The 14,944-nt window shown below is 42.9% G+C and carries 14 protein-coding genes; 4 read left to right on the top strand and 10 right to left on the bottom strand.

The features are described from left to right. Positions 1–42 precede the first annotated feature (42 nt). From ACWNM1_RS24915 to ACWNM1_RS24935, 5 genes are all read right to left on the bottom strand, one after another. The gene (locus ACWNM1_RS24915) at positions 43–690 is read right to left on the bottom strand and encodes a FusB/FusC family EF-G-binding protein (RefSeq protein ID WP_449603044.1); all 648 of its coding nucleotides are present in this window, start codon (positions 688–690) and stop codon (positions 43–45) included. Positions 691–918: 228 nt separating this feature from the next. Further along, positions 919–1,713 carry a PHP domain-containing protein gene (locus ACWNM1_RS24920; protein ID WP_449603045.1) on the bottom strand — a complete coding sequence of 265 codons (795 nt, stop codon included), beginning with the start codon at positions 1,711–1,713 and terminating at the stop codon, positions 919–921. Between the two features lie 34 nt (positions 1,714–1,747). Beyond that, the gene (locus ACWNM1_RS24925; RefSeq protein WP_449603046.1) at positions 1,748–2,581 is read right to left on the bottom strand and encodes an energy-coupling factor transporter transmembrane component T family protein; all 834 of its coding nucleotides are present in this window, start codon (positions 2,579–2,581) and stop codon (positions 1,748–1,750) included. Beyond that, positions 2,568–4,316, bottom strand: coding sequence for an ABC transporter ATP-binding protein (locus tag ACWNM1_RS24930; RefSeq protein WP_449603047.1), 1,749 nt, complete (start codon positions 4,314–4,316; stop codon positions 2,568–2,570). Before ACWNM1_RS24930 ends, ACWNM1_RS24925 begins: the two co-directional genes overlap by 14 nt. Continuing rightward, positions 4,309–5,187 (bottom strand): cell division protein FtsQ, encoded by an 879-nt coding sequence (locus tag ACWNM1_RS24935; RefSeq protein ID WP_449603048.1) that lies wholly within the window; start codon positions 5,185–5,187, stop codon positions 4,309–4,311. The genes ACWNM1_RS24930 and ACWNM1_RS24935 overlap by 8 nt, the downstream gene beginning before the upstream one ends. 180 nt (positions 5,188–5,367) lie before the next feature. On the opposite strand from ACWNM1_RS24935, the gene ACWNM1_RS24940 reads away from it, so the two are divergent. From ACWNM1_RS24940 to ACWNM1_RS24950, 3 genes are all read left to right on the top strand, one after another. Further along, positions 5,368–6,201 (top strand): MurR/RpiR family transcriptional regulator, encoded by an 834-nt coding sequence (locus ACWNM1_RS24940; RefSeq protein ID WP_449603049.1) that lies wholly within the window; start codon positions 5,368–5,370, stop codon positions 6,199–6,201. 368 nt (positions 6,202–6,569) lie between these two features. Further along, a complete protein-coding gene (locus tag ACWNM1_RS24945) occupies positions 6,570–8,111 on the top strand; it encodes a glycoside hydrolase family 5 protein (RefSeq protein WP_449603050.1) in 1,542 nt (513 codons plus the stop codon). 174 nt (positions 8,112–8,285) lie between these two features. After that, positions 8,286–8,960 carry an SOS response-associated peptidase gene (locus tag ACWNM1_RS24950; protein WP_042189511.1) on the top strand — a complete coding sequence of 225 codons (675 nt, stop codon included), beginning with the start codon at positions 8,286–8,288 and terminating at the stop codon, positions 8,958–8,960. Positions 8,961–9,105: 145 nt separating this feature from the next. Here ACWNM1_RS24950 and ACWNM1_RS24955 read toward each other — a convergent pair whose 3' ends face one another. The 3 genes from ACWNM1_RS24955 to aroA all read right to left on the bottom strand — a co-directional run bounded on the left by ACWNM1_RS24955 (position 9,106) and on the right by aroA (position 12,376). Beyond that, on the bottom strand, positions 9,106–9,729 hold the full coding sequence (locus ACWNM1_RS24955) for a hypothetical protein (protein WP_449603051.1): 624 nt from the start codon (positions 9,727–9,729) through the stop codon (positions 9,106–9,108). A gap of 226 nt (positions 9,730–9,955) precedes the next feature. Further along, the gene (aroC, locus tag ACWNM1_RS24960; RefSeq protein WP_449603052.1) at positions 9,956–11,011 is read right to left on the bottom strand and encodes a chorismate synthase; all 1,056 of its coding nucleotides are present in this window, start codon (positions 11,009–11,011) and stop codon (positions 9,956–9,958) included. 18 nt (positions 11,012–11,029) lie between these two features. After that, on the bottom strand, positions 11,030–12,376 hold the full coding sequence (gene aroA, locus ACWNM1_RS24965; protein WP_339796894.1) for a 3-phosphoshikimate 1-carboxyvinyltransferase: 1,347 nt from the start codon (positions 12,374–12,376) through the stop codon (positions 11,030–11,032). A 105-nt stretch (positions 12,377–12,481) separates the two neighbouring features. Between aroA and ACWNM1_RS24970 the strand changes: the two genes are divergently transcribed. Further along, positions 12,482–13,378 (top strand): LysR family transcriptional regulator, encoded by an 897-nt coding sequence (locus tag ACWNM1_RS24970; protein ID WP_449603053.1) that lies wholly within the window; start codon positions 12,482–12,484, stop codon positions 13,376–13,378. 42 nt (positions 13,379–13,420) lie between these two features. On the opposite strand, the gene ACWNM1_RS24975 is transcribed toward ACWNM1_RS24970, so the two are convergent. Beyond that, positions 13,421–13,681 (bottom strand): helix-turn-helix domain-containing protein, encoded by a 261-nt coding sequence (locus ACWNM1_RS24975; RefSeq protein ID WP_449603054.1) that lies wholly within the window; start codon positions 13,679–13,681, stop codon positions 13,421–13,423. 15 nt (positions 13,682–13,696) lie between these two features. Then, positions 13,697–14,689: a hypothetical protein gene (locus ACWNM1_RS24980; RefSeq protein ID WP_449603055.1), complete on the bottom strand. Its 993-nt coding sequence runs from the start codon at positions 14,687–14,689 to the stop codon at positions 13,697–13,699. Positions 14,690–14,944: the final 255 nt, after the last annotated feature.

Below are 14,944 nucleotides of genomic sequence, written 5' to 3' on the forward strand. Positions count from 1 at the left end.
GTCTGATGCTACCTACAAAAGCAGCCTTTGCTAATTCTAACATTATGCACGAGTGGAGAGAATGAATCTCTCTAACGCTGCTGTATCCGTAATCCTATGATTACATTCTTGGCTCTCTATGCAAATATATTGACCAATGGAGGAGTAATCATCCGGCGAAGATTTTGCAAGCTTGGTCTTGACCGTAAAGAAGGCGAGCTGTTGCTGCCGATTACAGAACAGGCAATACCCCTTCTTGTTCATTGGTGTCATTCTACCCTCAATACCGATAAACTGCCCTTCGAACGGATATACAATAAATAGTTTATTGGTAGCAATATCTATCCAGCTCAAATATGTCATATATCGAAAGTCGATTGCTGATAAACCAGGTACCTTCAGCTTCTTATTCTTAGGGAATAACTTCTGAATCTGTTTCGGTGTAATCTGTGGAAAAGGCTCTAAATAAGGCTCTAATCCACTAAGATACTTCTGAAAATCGTATGCAGTCTCAAAGGCAGATATTTGTTGCAGCAACTGTTGCTGACTATCACTTAGTGTTGAAAAAGCTTCTTCAACATTCAACGATGATCGATATCTTACCGTCTCCAAGACTCTTCGATCCGCTACAGTTCGCAGTGTTTTTAGAAGGAAGTCTGTTTGTTTTATAATAAAATTATATTGATGGTTTCTAATAAATGGTGTATTCATTGCTCTTCAGCCCCTTATATTTTGAAATTTCATAAGGTGCAAAGCCCATTATTAGAAACGATAATATTTAGTTTGGGCGATCATCCATCCTATCGCACCTCACGCAAAGTATCGCCCTAATTTAGGCTTTGCGTGAGGAACTTCTAGCTAATGGGCAAACCAGCATTAGCACAGTACCACCTCCGATTACATTCACGAAAAAAGTATAACAGGAATGTTTGCAATCGGCTAGACCATGTTGCCAACCTCTGCATCATCTCTGGAAGGTGCTTCACCAATTAGCTGCTTTAAAAGTTTCTTCATCATGACCGAAGCTTTCACTTTAGTGTGAAGACAAGGCGAAAGCTCAATTTCGTAGTTACCTTGCTTAATGGTCTCTTTCAATTCCTCAACCGTCGAGCAGGTAATATTCAACCGATTCAGAACACTCCCATATTGCAGACATTGATGACTATCACTACCGGCAATCACCGGAACACCAAGCTTTTCAGCAAATGGTGTGATCAGTTTCTTGTAAGTCTCTGCCCCCTGCATGTAAATATCCTTTGCATTGAAATCAAAAGCATCTAATCTCCGAAGCAGCTCTGGATCCAGTTGATGTAATGGCGTAGAAGTTCGGAAAGGATGAGCTCCGATTTTCCAAAGGTTATGTTCGTCAGCCATGTCCAGCAAATCCTTGAAAGGAATAAAATTCCCCTCCTGCGTATGCTCATCCAGAAAAGCTCTAACTGCTAGAACATTCTCCTTAAGACCGATCAGCAGGATATGACCTGTCTCCGCGATATCAACCTCCATACCTGGAAACAGTTTAAGTCCGTTTACATCATAATAATGTCCGTTATAAGGATAAGTCTGGTCCAGCGTCTCATACATCGCAAAGAAATTAGAAGTGTTAAAGTGCTCGGTCAAAGCTACTGCCTGTAATCCATTCGCTTTCGCCTCAAACATCATTTCAGCAAAATATTCAAGGGAAAAGGACGATTTCTTAGATAATTTACCGTGGGTATGCAGATCAATATTCATGTCTAATTCGTCTCCTTTGAGCTTATGAGTAATGTTAATACACCAGTTTAGGGTAGAGGTAACCGATCCAGAATAGCAAAATAACATAAACGGTGGATCCGGATAAAAAGTACCAGTCGGACCGCTTCATTTTCAAATAAGATAACTTGATCTTCTTCACTTTCTTATTATTCAGACCGTAGCTAAATCCCCGAGTCTCAAGTGCCTCGATCGTGGTCCGGGAACGTTTAGCGGTGTTTAGCATGAGTGGATAAAAAGCCAGGATCACAATGCGCAAATAATACGTTGCTGTTCTCCAATACAACAAACCATGTTGCAGCGGTCTTTGCCCTCTCAGTCTGAAGGATAACAAAATCTGATGGAATTCCTCCAATAACGTAGGCAAAATACGATAACCATAAGATAAGCTGAAAGCAAATGTATCAGGAATCCCTAAGGATAGCAGACCGTCGCTAAGTCTTTCCGGATCGAGACTGGAGAAAACCGTAATACTCGCTAGTGATATCACTGAGAGCTTAAGTGTCAGCGTCAACATAGGCAGCAACGATTCAATTCCTCCGCCGAAAAAGAGAGACAGGATGAACATCCACCCAATTTGGCTGATTAATCCCAGACACAATATAAAAATAATATATGGGCTGACTCGGGAGAGGACAGTCGTTAAGACCATAAGCACGAACATCCCTAACAGAACTGTACGGTTATGTACAAACCAAGGCACAATGGCAAAGAACAAATACCAAAGTAGCAGCGTTCGCGGGTCGAGCCTCCCCAGAAAAGTACTGCTGCTGTTATAAGCAGTCCCTAAGAGTTCCAGTTTAATTTGTTCTAGAGATATACGGTCAAGTGCCCGTTTAACGGCTTCCATGGATTGCAGTTACCTCCTTTTTCACTTCCACTAGACTTACGAATTCCTCTAAGCTGCTGCAAATTTTGGGCAAACCGAGCATAAGACTCAGCTCCATCAATTGTGTCTGAGCCAGACCCGCCCTCCGTAATAGAAGTCCGTCAGCGAAGATTTCATCTTTCATTCCGTCAGCAATAATCCTGCCATGATGCATAACGATAATCCTAGTCGCCCATTCAGACACAAGCTGCATATCATGTGTCGCGATCACCACTGTCTCAACATGACTGCGAAGTGTATCCAGCACATGAACCATTTCCTGTTTGGTCGAAATATCCAGATTCGCCGTTGGTTCATCGAGCAGCATGACGGCAGGACGAACAGCGGCACCAATGGCTAGCGATACTCGGCGCTGCTGCCCCCCACTCAGTAGTCGAGCGTCACGTTCTGCTAATTCATTGAGCCGGAAAGCTTTTAGCATTTCTGCTACTCTCTCTTCAGTGTCTGGTAGCTTCCGTGCCTTCAAATAATAAGCGATTTCTTTGCGTACAGAATCCTCAATAAACATTTCCTCTGGGTTCTGAAATACGTATGCCACGGTACTGGAGAGACGCTCGGGTGGCAGACCGTTCACGGTCATCCCTTTCACATTTACGGTTCCAGCTGTAGGTCTGACAATTCCAGCAATCAGCTTCATTAAAGAAGATTTACCCGCTCCGTTGTTGCCAATAAGAGCGATAGACTCACCCTGCCGCAGATCTAGCTGAACACCATTCAAGACAGGATGCATCGTCTTATGAATCGTACGATATGAGAGGTGTACGTTCTCCATTTGAACGACACTCTTCTCTTCCCGAATTACAGTAAGGGACCTCTCCTTCATATAGTCAGATGGATCATTTCTCTGGATCGCATCCTGCCGCAATATCATGTGGGCGTTCCCTTCTTCAGCACTCAAAGGAAGGAATTGGGTTAGCGGCACATCAGATTGCAACAACCAAGCTGCCCGAGTCACATCCGGGGGATAAATACCCAGCTCCAGCAGTTCTTTTACAGATGACAAAGCTTCACGCACCGGCTTCTGCCAGCACATTCTCCCCTTATCCATCAGGACAACATGCTTACAATAGTCTGCAATAAATTCCGCATGATGTTCGATCACTACAATGGTCTTCCCATGCTCCTCATTCAAACGGCGCAAAATATCATAGATATGGCGGGCATGCTGTGGATCCAGCTGAGCTACCGGTTCATCAATGACCAGAATTTCTGGATCCATTGCTAGTGCTCCGGCTAGAGCTAGTAAGTGTTTTTGCCCGCCACTCAATTGCCAGATGAATTCATTTCTTAAATCGCTAAGTCCGGTTAATGCCAGTGCTCGCTCTCCCCGCTCCTTGTAATCGGCAAATCCATAATTAAGTGGTGTAAACGACACATCATCAAGAACCGTCGGACGCACCAATTGATTCTCAAAATCCTGATAAACATACCCTATATGCTTGGAAAGCTCAGCTACAGTTTTCCCATCTGCTGGTTGTCCACAGATCGTCGCCTCGCCAGTGAAGTCCCCTGTGTAATAATGAGGAATCAGGCCATTAAAGCATTTACACAGCGTGGATTTTCCCGAACCATTACTACCTATAATGGCAATGAAATCTCCTTCTTCTAGCCGCAAGGATACTTCTTGAAGTACAGGTTGTTCGGCTCCTGGATAAGTAAAGGTAACTCCGTTCAGTTCGAGTATTGAATTACGCATCTACTTGACCCGCTTCCTGTCTTTTACGTGCTGAACGCCGAATCAGGGATATAATCGCTGTTGCTGCAACAATTGCCGCTACCAGCATACTCAGCCAGATTAAGCTCTCTTCATTGGACTCTGCCCACGCAAACTCAAAGTCACCAAAGTTCCATCCGGATTCCGAGAGTAATTCCGATCCAAGCGCAACCATGACCAGAATCGTTCCAAAAATAACGAGCTTAGGAGATAGCCAAGCCCCTGTTACATATTTCATGTTCCGTTCACGCGGCTTCATACCAAGCAAAGGTTCGATCTTTCCATATAAACGTGGAACCAGATACATAGTTGGAATTAAGGCGAACAAGATACCGGAGAAGAGTACATCATTCAAAAAGCCAACTCCCTCGATTACAACGATACTCTCTGCCAGACCTTTAACAGCCTCAAGCTCTTCTACACCCACCCATACTTTTACTATATCCACAACAGAGCTGAAGAACTGGTGAATCGCTACGCCAGTAATCGCTGCCACTCCAACCTGTCTACGATTCTTAGGATCAGATACCATACGGCCAGCAGTATACATTGCCAGTGAGAAAGTGATAAATTTCTCCAATTCGCCCAGCCCACCAAATTGACCTAACATCAGTTCCCCGAAGATCACTTCACCTACAGCTGCCCCAATAGCCGCATACAATGGATGAAACAGCATACATAAGGTCAAAGGAATGAAAGCGAAATATTCAATCGATAATTCAATGGGGCCTAGTTTGATCCCAGGCACAAGCTCCGTAAACATATTGGACAAGCCATAAAGCGACATCGACAGTACAAAAATCATCATTTTTTGTGACTGGGTCAGCGTGTAGCGTGTTTTTATCGTACTCATGAATATTTGGCCTCCCTACAGGAATTTATCTTTATTATAAGAAGGTCATGTCAGCACAACTTTTACCAATTGTTAAATGGGAGTAATATTTTTTTCAGTATTTTTAACGTTGTAAAAATATTTACAACATCTTCGCACGTTATATTCTATTTAATGCTTCATATTAGGAGGAATGAGAGATTGTATAAGGATTGGAATCGCCGCGCTTTCTCACCAAATCAACGAATTATTGCTGACTTTATTCAAAAAAATGAGCAACGCGTGGTCTACATGACCGAACAGGAAATGGCAGACGAGCTTCAATTAAGTATCGCCTCCGTCTCACGGTTCTGGAAAGCGGCTGGATACAAGCATGCCAAGGATTTCAAGAACCGACTCCGTTTCCGCTTTGAGTCCACACCTTCCATAAAAATGCGTGATGCCATGCAAAGATCGGATGATAGTTCACTCCCTCAAGTGCTGCTGGACAATTGCTTACATCATCTGCAAGAAACGCGCCGCTATTTGAGCGACGAAGCGCTGCAATATGCGATAGAAGCACTGTCTGCAGCTCACATTGTCTATGTATATAGCCCTGGTCCATGTGCTGGACTGGCAGAGCTGATGATCTATCGTATGGCACGTTTTGGAATACAGATGAAAAAAATGGCCCCCAGCGGTCACGAACTGCTAGAGACCTTAATGCATGCTGATCAAAAAGATGTATTGCTTGTCTTTGGATTCGTTCAACTGTTACCTGAAATCGAAGTGATTCTGGACCATGCACGTGAAGCTAATTACCAGGTCATCCTAATCACCGATAGACTCGTGTATCCTCGATCCCAAGATGCAGATATTGTACTGTATGCCGGTAGAGGTGAGGTTTGGGAGTTTCACTCCATGGTCGGTCCCACGTATATTATCGAGAATCTGATTCTTGGGGTAGGCTTAGTAAACAGGGAGAGTAGTCTGAGCAAGCTGGATAAATTGCAGCAGCTAAGGGCGCAATATGGAGGGAAGCTTCCGAGGCATTAAGTTCAATGTAGGTAGGGAGGAGAGCATCACCTGATATACAACAAATAAAATAGATAACAAAACAATAACAAATGTTTATTATCATTTGGTATCTTTATCCTCAAATTAAATTTCTCTTTAAATAATAGACGTACGTTTAATAAAAAACAATTTTCAAAGCGAAAATTGGCCAATTGCATAAAATAATCATACGCCCTCAAAATAACATGATGCTAATATAATAACGATAAATCCAAAGAAATTAGTGAATTCATGAAAGCACATTTAAATATGACTCCCTCATTATTCTAACAATAGGAGGTGAACGGACGTTACCAGGATTAACTTAATGAGGGTTTACATAAATAAAATTCATGGGGTGGTTTTTGGTGATTTTACGCAAGTGGTCGATAACTTTTGTAGCACTCTTATTGATTTTTTCATGGACCGGACAACTTTCGAACAAAGCACATGCTGCGAGCGGTTTTTATGTAAGCGATACCAAATTAATGGATGCTACAGGACAACCATTTGTTATGCGAGGAGTCAATCATGCGCACACATGGTATAAGGATCAATTATCCACCGCAATACCAGCCATTGCCAAAACAGGTGCCAACACGATACGTATTGTATTAGCGAATGGTTACAAATGGACGATTGATGATGTGAACGCCATCAAGAATATCATCAGCCTCTGTGAACAAAACAAACTGATTGCTGTTTTAGAAGTACATGACGCAACGGGAAGCGATAGTCTAATCGATTTGGATAACGCCGTTAATTACTGGATTAGTATTAAAAGTGCGCTGATCGGCAAGGAAGACCGTGTAATCATAAATATAGCTAACGAGTGGTACGGAACATGGGATGGGGTGGCCTGGGCTAGTGGATATAAGCAAGCCATTCCAAAATTGCGAAATGCCGGTCTAAATCATACGTTGATTGTTGACTCTGCTGGCTGGGGGCAATATCCAGATTCGGTCAAAAATTATGGGACGGAAGTACTGAATGCGGACCCGTTAAAAAATACAGTGTTCTCTATCCATATGTATGAATATGCTGGGGGCAATGCAAATACCGTCAAATCCAATATTGACGGTGTGCTGAACAAGAATCTTGCGCTGATTATCGGCGAATTTGGCGGACAGCATACAAACGGTGATGTGGATGAAGCCACCATTATGAACTATTCCCAAGAGAAGGGAGTCGGCTGGTTGGCTTGGTCCTGGAAGGGCAATAGCAGTGATCTGGCTTATCTTGATATGACGAATGATTGGGCCGGCAACTCCCTCACCTCGTTCGGCAATACTGTAGTGAATGGCAGTAACGGCATCAAAGCAACTTCCGTGTTATCCGGCGTTTTCGGAGGTGTAACTCCAACCTCAAGTCCTACTTCTACTCCAACACCAACACCAACACCAACACCAACACCAACACCTACAACAATTCCTACCCCGAGTCCGAGTAATAACGGGACGATTTTATATGATTTTGAGTCGGGAACTCAGGGTTGGTCGGGAAGCAATATTTCGGGAGGACCATGGGTCACCAATGAATGGAAAGCTACGGGAGTGCAAACTCTTAAAGCCGATATCACCTTACAATCCAATTCCACACATAGTCTGTATATAACCTCAAATCAGAATCTATCTGGAAAAAGCAGTCTGAAAGCAACGGTTAAGCATGCGAACTGGGGTAATATCGGCAACGGAATCAATGCGAAACTTTACGTGAAGACCGGGTCAGGGTGGACATGGTACGATTCCGGAGAGAATCTGATTCAGTCAAACAGCGGCACCACTTTGACATTATCCCTCAGCGGCATTTCAAACTTGTCGGCGGTCAAAGAAATCGGGGTAGAATTCCGCGCCTCCACGAACAGTAGTGGCCAATCAGCTATTTATGTAGATAGTGTGAGTCTGCAATAATTCATCAAAGCTGTAGTATCGGTCGCAAGTAAGATAAACTACGGGGGCCGTAACTTACGGCTCCTTTATTACTGTCAATCGCAGGATACGGATCAATTAATTAGTGACCTCGGAAGCCATGAATAATTTACCTCCTTTTACAAACACTACGAAACAAAAGGAGGCTGATGTTTCATGTGTCAACGTTTTTCTCTGGCGGCCGAACTACAAGACATTAGGGATCATTTTGAAATCAAACGGGTGATGTACTACTATAAAGACCGCTATAATATTAGTCCCACACAGGATATGCCTGTCGTATTACAGCAGGATGGTGAGCGAATTCTGGATGAGTTCCGCTGGGGCTTCGTTCCTTATTGGGGTAAAGATGCGATCAATGCGGATCTCCGAAATGTGCATCAGAATCCAACCTATCGCAAGATGGTGGACAAGCAGCGCTGTATTATCCCTTGTAATGGATTTTACTATTGGAAAAAAGAAGGCAAAAAGACTTATCCCGTTCGGGTAGTCATGAATAATCGCAGTATGTTCGGAGTGGCTGGTCTATACGAAATTTGGCGGGATACGCGCGGGGAGCCTCTTCGCACCTGCTCTCTGGTCATGACAGATGCCAATCCACTAATTAGCGAATTTGAGAGCCGGATGCCGGCGATTTTGTCCCCACAGGATATCACTCGATGGCTTGATGAGGAGACAAATGATCTGGAAGCACTGAATCCGATTCTGCGGCCTTATTCAGCAGATGAAATGCAGGTGTACCCGGTCACACCAATGATTAGTAACAACAGGAATGACTCAGCTGATTGTATTCGGGAAATGGATCTGAACGAGTCCTGGGTAAAGCCCTGAAATAATAGCAGAATTAGATTAGAATACCTTAATAATGAAGCAGCGGTGCTAGGGCTGTAACTAAAGCCTAAACATACCGCTGCTTTTATTGTTACCGCTGAATATTGAAAGCAAGTTGCTGCTCGGATCTCTATTCTTCTACCGTCTACTTGACTGAGAGTTCGGTTTCATATCGTTTAAGCTTTTCAAAAACACCGTCAATCCATTCTTGCTCATCCCATATTTGTGGATTATTAATCTTTCTTTCCGCAGGGTGACCCGTTGTGAAAGTATCTACACCATCTTTGTATCCAAAGTACAAATCAACAATTTCCAATGACTTGTTTGAAGATTGAACTAATAGTTTGCAAGTCATTCCAGACCCTTCGCTTGAAAAAGGTAAGCTTAAATAGTAAAGATTCTTATCAATTTTTTTAAATACTTCTTCCTTAAACTCATTATCAAGGCCGAAATTCACACTACTGGCACCATTCAATTCCTGCTTTTGTGTTAATTCCAACATTTTATCTGTGAACTTAAGAAGATTTGCATTCGAGATGTAGTTCTCAAATGATACAGTTTCTTGTTCTGCAACAGCTCCGGTATATAGATTAACGAAGGATTTTCCAAAGGTCACCATTGAATCATAATCATCTTCACGGATCTGATCTTCTTTTATAGAAAATTTACGATTAGCCAATTCATGTAAGCTTTCTGTTGCTAATTTCTCTGACGGTTCAAAAGAGGCAAATAACATCAATACTACAATACCTAACGTGAGTATTCTCATAAAACCACCTTTTTTAACCCGTTCTTAGTTTATTTTTGGAATTTTACTGGTTCTCTGTCGTTGTTTATTAACGCCCCTCCTTTATTTTGTATTTTGTATGAGTTCTTTTCCGCTTTCCTAATTCCATAATATACTAAATGAGGTTTCTATATGGGGTGAAATCGATGCGTGAACAGTAAAAAGCCCATTAGCGCAATATGTGCTAATAGGCTTTGCCACTTTTGTATTATCCGAGCATAGCGGCTTGTCGTTTGTACTGATCCTCCAGTACTAAACAAGCCATAGCCTCTACGACAGGTACGATTCTCGGACAAATACATGGATCATGTCTGCCTTCGGTGCGTATCTCTTGTTCTTCCCCTTTGATGTTAGTCGTTTGCTGTGGCACAGAGATGGACGAAGTAGGCTTTACACTGATCCGAAATACGATTTCTTGTCCTGTGCTAATCCCCCCGATGATTCCTCCGGAATGATTAGTTAGAAAACCATCGCTATTCCTCGCATCATTATGCTCACTCCCCAGCATCGTTGCTGCTTCGAAGCCAGCTCCAAATTCTATCCCTTTAACAGCGCCAATGGACAGCATAGCTTTCGCCAGCTCTGCATCCAATTTATCAAAGACCGGCTCTCCAAGACCCGGAACCACGCCACGAATACGGCATTCTACAATGCCACCACAGCTATCCCCAATCTCCTCTAACCCCTCAATTTTTTTAATCATTTTGTCAGCTGCAATTGGATCACAGGCACGGACAGCGTTTTGTTCAATCACACCCTCATCGAAGGATTCACATCTTATGCCTCCGATTTCTTGTGTGTACGCTACTACCTGTACGCCTCTTCTCTCTAACAACTTACGAGCTATCGCACCTCCGGCCACTCTTGCCGCAGTTTCTCTACCTGAAGCACGTCCGCTACCGCGATGATCTCGAATGCCGTATTTCTGTAAATAAGTAAAATCGGCATGGCCCGGACGAAAAGCGTCCTGGATCTCGCTGTACGCTTCTGGTCTCATATCGTGGTTTTGAAGAACTACAAAGAGCGGTGTACCTGTTGTTTTCCCCTCAAATACTCCAGATTGTATGTGGACAACATCATATTCTTTACGAGGAGTAGTCACTGAAGATTGGCCCGGTTTTCTCCGATCCATCTGTTTCTGTATATACGCTTCGTTAATCTCGACGCCTGGTGTTACACCATCCACTATGACCCCTACCGACACACCATGTGACTCACCGAAGGTTGTAATTTTGAACACTTCACCGAATGTATTTCCTGCCATTATATATGCACTCCTTATTTAGTATTGGACCTGTACGCCTAACGCTGACAAACGGTCAAAATAATCTGGACAGGTCTTGGAGACACAACCAGGGTCGATAATCTGAATATTTTCAATCTTCAAGCCGATTAAAGAAAGCGCCATAGCCATCCGATGATCGTCATGAGAATTTAGTAAAGCTGGGAGTGGCTGACCCGGATATACCGTTAGACCATCCTCAAACTCTTCCACACGTATTCCGAGCTTACTTATTTCCTCGCATATCGCGGCTATCCGATCACATTCATGATGTCTGATATGTGCGGCATCCTTTAGAGTGATTGGACCATCTGCAAAAATAGCCATAGCAGCCATTGTTAATGTTTGATCCGACCACTTCTTCATACTCACTGTGTATCCACCCTTAAGCCGTGGGACACCTTGTACTTCAACAAAGTTCTCTCCACGAACAACGGTACAGCCCATTACCTCCAGAACGTCTAAGAACTCGATATCAGGTTGACTTGTATTGCTAGCATTGATCCCTTCAATTCGTACACGTCCTGCCGTAAGCGCAGCTACCGCCCAAAAGTAACAGCATGTGGATACATCAGGCTCTAAGGTGATCGTGTGACCTTGATACTTTCCTGTAGGAACCGTTATCGATTGACCGTCCTGAGATGCTTCTGGCGTTACACCAAATGAGGCCATCATGGCAAGGGTCATCTCGACATAGTCTCTTTGCACAACTTCTCCATCAATATACACGTTTACCGGTTCTTTGGCATACGGTGCAGCTAGCAGTAATCCACTTATAAATTGACTTGAAGTGGAGCCGGGCAGGGTTGCCTTTCCTCCTTGCAGACCTTTTGCCTCTAATGTAAAAGGTAAACAACGGTCGGCTTGTTTATACTCAAATTGTGCACCAAGGGTCGTTAATGCATCGAGTAATGGCGCGAGTGGTCGCTCACAAAGCCGTTTACTTCCATTCATTGTCCAAGTGCCAGTCCCTGCCGCGAGTGCAGCGGGTAAAAATCTCGCAACCGTACCTGCCGCTCCTACATATAGCTCACCAGTCGGATTCGGCCAGTTGCCGCCACATCCATCCACAACAGCTGTCTCTTCTTCTATCACAACGGGAATCCCCAGTTTCTTTAATGATTCAATACACCAGTAAGAGTCATCACTTCTTAATATTCCCTTTATTTCTGAACGTCCATCTGCTAAAGCAGCGATTACCAAGGCGCGATTTGTCAGACTTTTACTTCCTGATATGGTTATCGTCCCATTGATTACCGCTTTCGCTGGGCTAATCTTCACTATGTGTTTATCGCTATTCGTTGACCATGGAGATCGTGCTTCTAAGTCCGGTTGATTGGATTCCACTTCATCCACCCCTTTGAATTATTCCTCTAGCCTGATTATAATGAATGAAATGAAATAAATGAAATTGGATTTTTACCATATTGATATAGAGGTGATCTATACCACATGTTCAACTTGGAGTGGTATCGTATTTTCTGGCAAACGGCACGTCATCGAAATTTAACAAAAGCTGCAGGGGAACTACATATTACACAGCCTTCTGTGAGTTATGCCATTAAACAAATGGAAGAAGCCTTAGGACTGAAGCTGTTTCACAGGCTGTCCAAAGGTGTAGAGCTTACAGAAGAAGGACGAGCGCTATTTGAATATGTGGAGCAATCCTTTTCCATGCTGGATTCTGCACAGAAGCATCTGGAGAGCTTGAAGCAGTTAAATGAGGGAGAAATACGAATCGGAGCTAGTGATTATCTGATCAAGCATCTTTTGTTGCCGCAGTTGAATACCTTTCATAGCACATACCCAGGTATACGAATTCGTCTTTCTCATGGGAAGACGCCAGACATCACTAAGCGTTTAAAAGATGGTGAGATCGACTGCGCCTTTGTCCATATGCCGCTTCACGATCCACTGCTAAATATACAGACGCTGGCTGTGTTAGAGGATTGTTTTGTAGTAGGTAAAGTCTATCAAGAATTAGCTAGTCGTTCACTAACCATGAGAGAAGTGTCAGAGCTGCCTTTAATCCTATTTTCTCAAGGGAGCAGCACTAGAGTATTTGTTGAACAATGGTTTGCGACTAAGGGATTATCGGTAATTCCAGATATTGAATTAGGGAGTATAGAACTGCTGGCAGAGTTCGCCAGATTAGGGTATGGGGCAGCTTTTATCAGCCGTTCTTTCGTGCAAGAGGATCTTCACAGTGGAAAGCTTTATGAGTTGAAGTTAGAAGATCCGCTTTTACCTCGCAGTATAGGTTTTGCAGTACGACGGGATCGAAAGCTGTCTGTTGCGGCTGAGCAATTTGTTCAGATGATTGGGGCACGGTTATCAGAGGGTTTATAATTCTTTGACTAAAAAAAGCAAAAACACCGGGAATCCCGATGTTTAATTCATTCCTAAAGCTTCTTTAATTTGCGGGATAGATAAACCGTTTGTTTTCATCTCTTTGATCCAAAGAATGCGTGCGACGGTTTCCTCCCTTTTAAATCTGCGTGTTAAATTCTCCTCGGCCTGTTCAAAGGGAAGCATACCTTCTTCTGTATAATGTTTGAGTGTACTATAACGAGAGTTTGTGATTCTTACCAATTCACCTATAGATACATACTCTGAAGCCAAAATATTCTCCATGGAACGTTGTCTAGACAATGATAACCAACTCCTTTACAGCGGGCGCTTCGGAACAAGACGCACACCTTGGATTGGCACTTTCATCATTACAAAATGCGGGATCGCATCGTATAACAAATTATCAATTTTAAGGGTCGCAATCGATCCTCTCTCCATCACCTTAACTTCATGTCCATAGGATACTAATCTTGTAATAACTGCGTCTAGTCTTTGATTAGAATTATCAAACCAAGACTCTGTTTCTATAAAGACAGCTCGTGATGGCTCTAGGGCAGGGAATAAAAGATTGATGCTACTACCGATAAAAGTCTTCGCAAACTTTGTCTTCAATGCTAAAAAGCGTTTGATTCCCAGCTCAATTCCATGGCGAATTTGTATTGGAAGCAATGCCTTTGCCCATAAATTACTTTGGTATAGATCATGTAGTTTGATATTTACCTTTTCTATTTCATTTAGCGAGAAGAAATCATGCATGCATCCACATTCACGAAGCAGCCACAGCATACAAATAACCTCATCCGTTACTGAACCCTCTTCCAAAATCTCTGCGCGAATGTTCTCTGTAATGCTTGAGTACGCCTCCATATTACTGCGATAAGCTCTAACTTCAACTTCGGCAGAGTCAAAAAACATGTCGCTCCCTAACAGACTTGGGATATCTTCAAGCAAACCCATTGCTTTAAGATCATCTGAAATCGCGGTCTCGAACTTTTTTAATTGTTTGTTAGACAGCATAGAGGCCTTTTTTACCCACCAATTTAGATCACCCTTCACTTCAGCATGTTTATGAAGCAAGGGCTGCAGAACCGTTTCTCTATAAAGTGTTGAATGAGCTTGATCAAATCCTTCATTGGGCAAAGTTAACTTGTTCTCTGATTGCGTAAAACATCCCTCTAAGTAAAGCTCCAATATAACTGCTGCTGCCATACAGCGTAAAGAAACTTTCTTGACAGTAGTCATATGAAGACTTCTCTGTGCATTAAGCGCGATCACTGAAAAACTTGGTGTTAATTTTAAATCCATCATAACCATCCACCCCTATCCATAAATTCGTATTTACTGGATGATATTTATTCCGTATGGTGAGCGTTTTGATTTACTTACTACTTACTACTTACTACTTATCACTTACAATACTCTACATTTACATTATTTTCAAGTGTGATTGGATAAATTAAATAAAACCAACTTGTAATCGGAGACTACTAAAAGAACGGACAATCATCCTTTTTAGCAAAAAAATCCAGATCGTCAAGCAATTACTTATATGCTTGACGACCT

Source organism: Paenibacillus sp. Marseille-Q9583, from assembly GCF_976954365.1.

Coding starts and splice junctions, on each gene's coding strand:
- ACWNM1_RS24925 (WP_449603046.1), bottom strand. CDS start 2,581: ATGGAAGCCGTTAAACGGGCACTTGACCGTATATCTCTAGAACAAATT.
- ACWNM1_RS24955 (WP_449603051.1), bottom strand. CDS start 9,729: ATGAGAATACTCACGTTAGGTATTGTAGTATTGATGTTATTTGCCTCT.
- ACWNM1_RS24930 (WP_449603047.1), bottom strand. CDS start 4,316: ATGCGTAATTCAATACTCGAACTGAACGGAGTTACCTTTACTTATCCA.
- ACWNM1_RS24915 (WP_449603044.1), bottom strand. CDS start 690: ATGAATACACCATTTATTAGAAACCATCAATATAATTTTATTATAAAA.
- ACWNM1_RS24970 (WP_449603053.1), top strand. CDS start 12,482: ATGTTCAACTTGGAGTGGTATCGTATTTTCTGGCAAACGGCACGTCAT.
- ACWNM1_RS24920 (WP_449603045.1), bottom strand. CDS start 1,713: ATGAATATTGATCTGCATACCCACGGTAAATTATCTAAGAAATCGTCC.
- aroC (WP_449603052.1), bottom strand. CDS start 11,011: ATGGCAGGAAATACATTCGGTGAAGTGTTCAAAATTACAACCTTCGGT.
- ACWNM1_RS24935 (WP_449603048.1), bottom strand. CDS start 5,187: ATGAGTACGATAAAAACACGCTACACGCTGACCCAGTCACAAAAAATG.
- ACWNM1_RS24980 (WP_449603055.1), bottom strand. CDS start 14,689: ATGATGGATTTAAAATTAACACCAAGTTTTTCAGTGATCGCGCTTAAT.
- ACWNM1_RS24950 (WP_042189511.1), top strand. CDS start 8,286: ATGTGTCAACGTTTTTCTCTGGCGGCCGAACTACAAGACATTAGGGAT.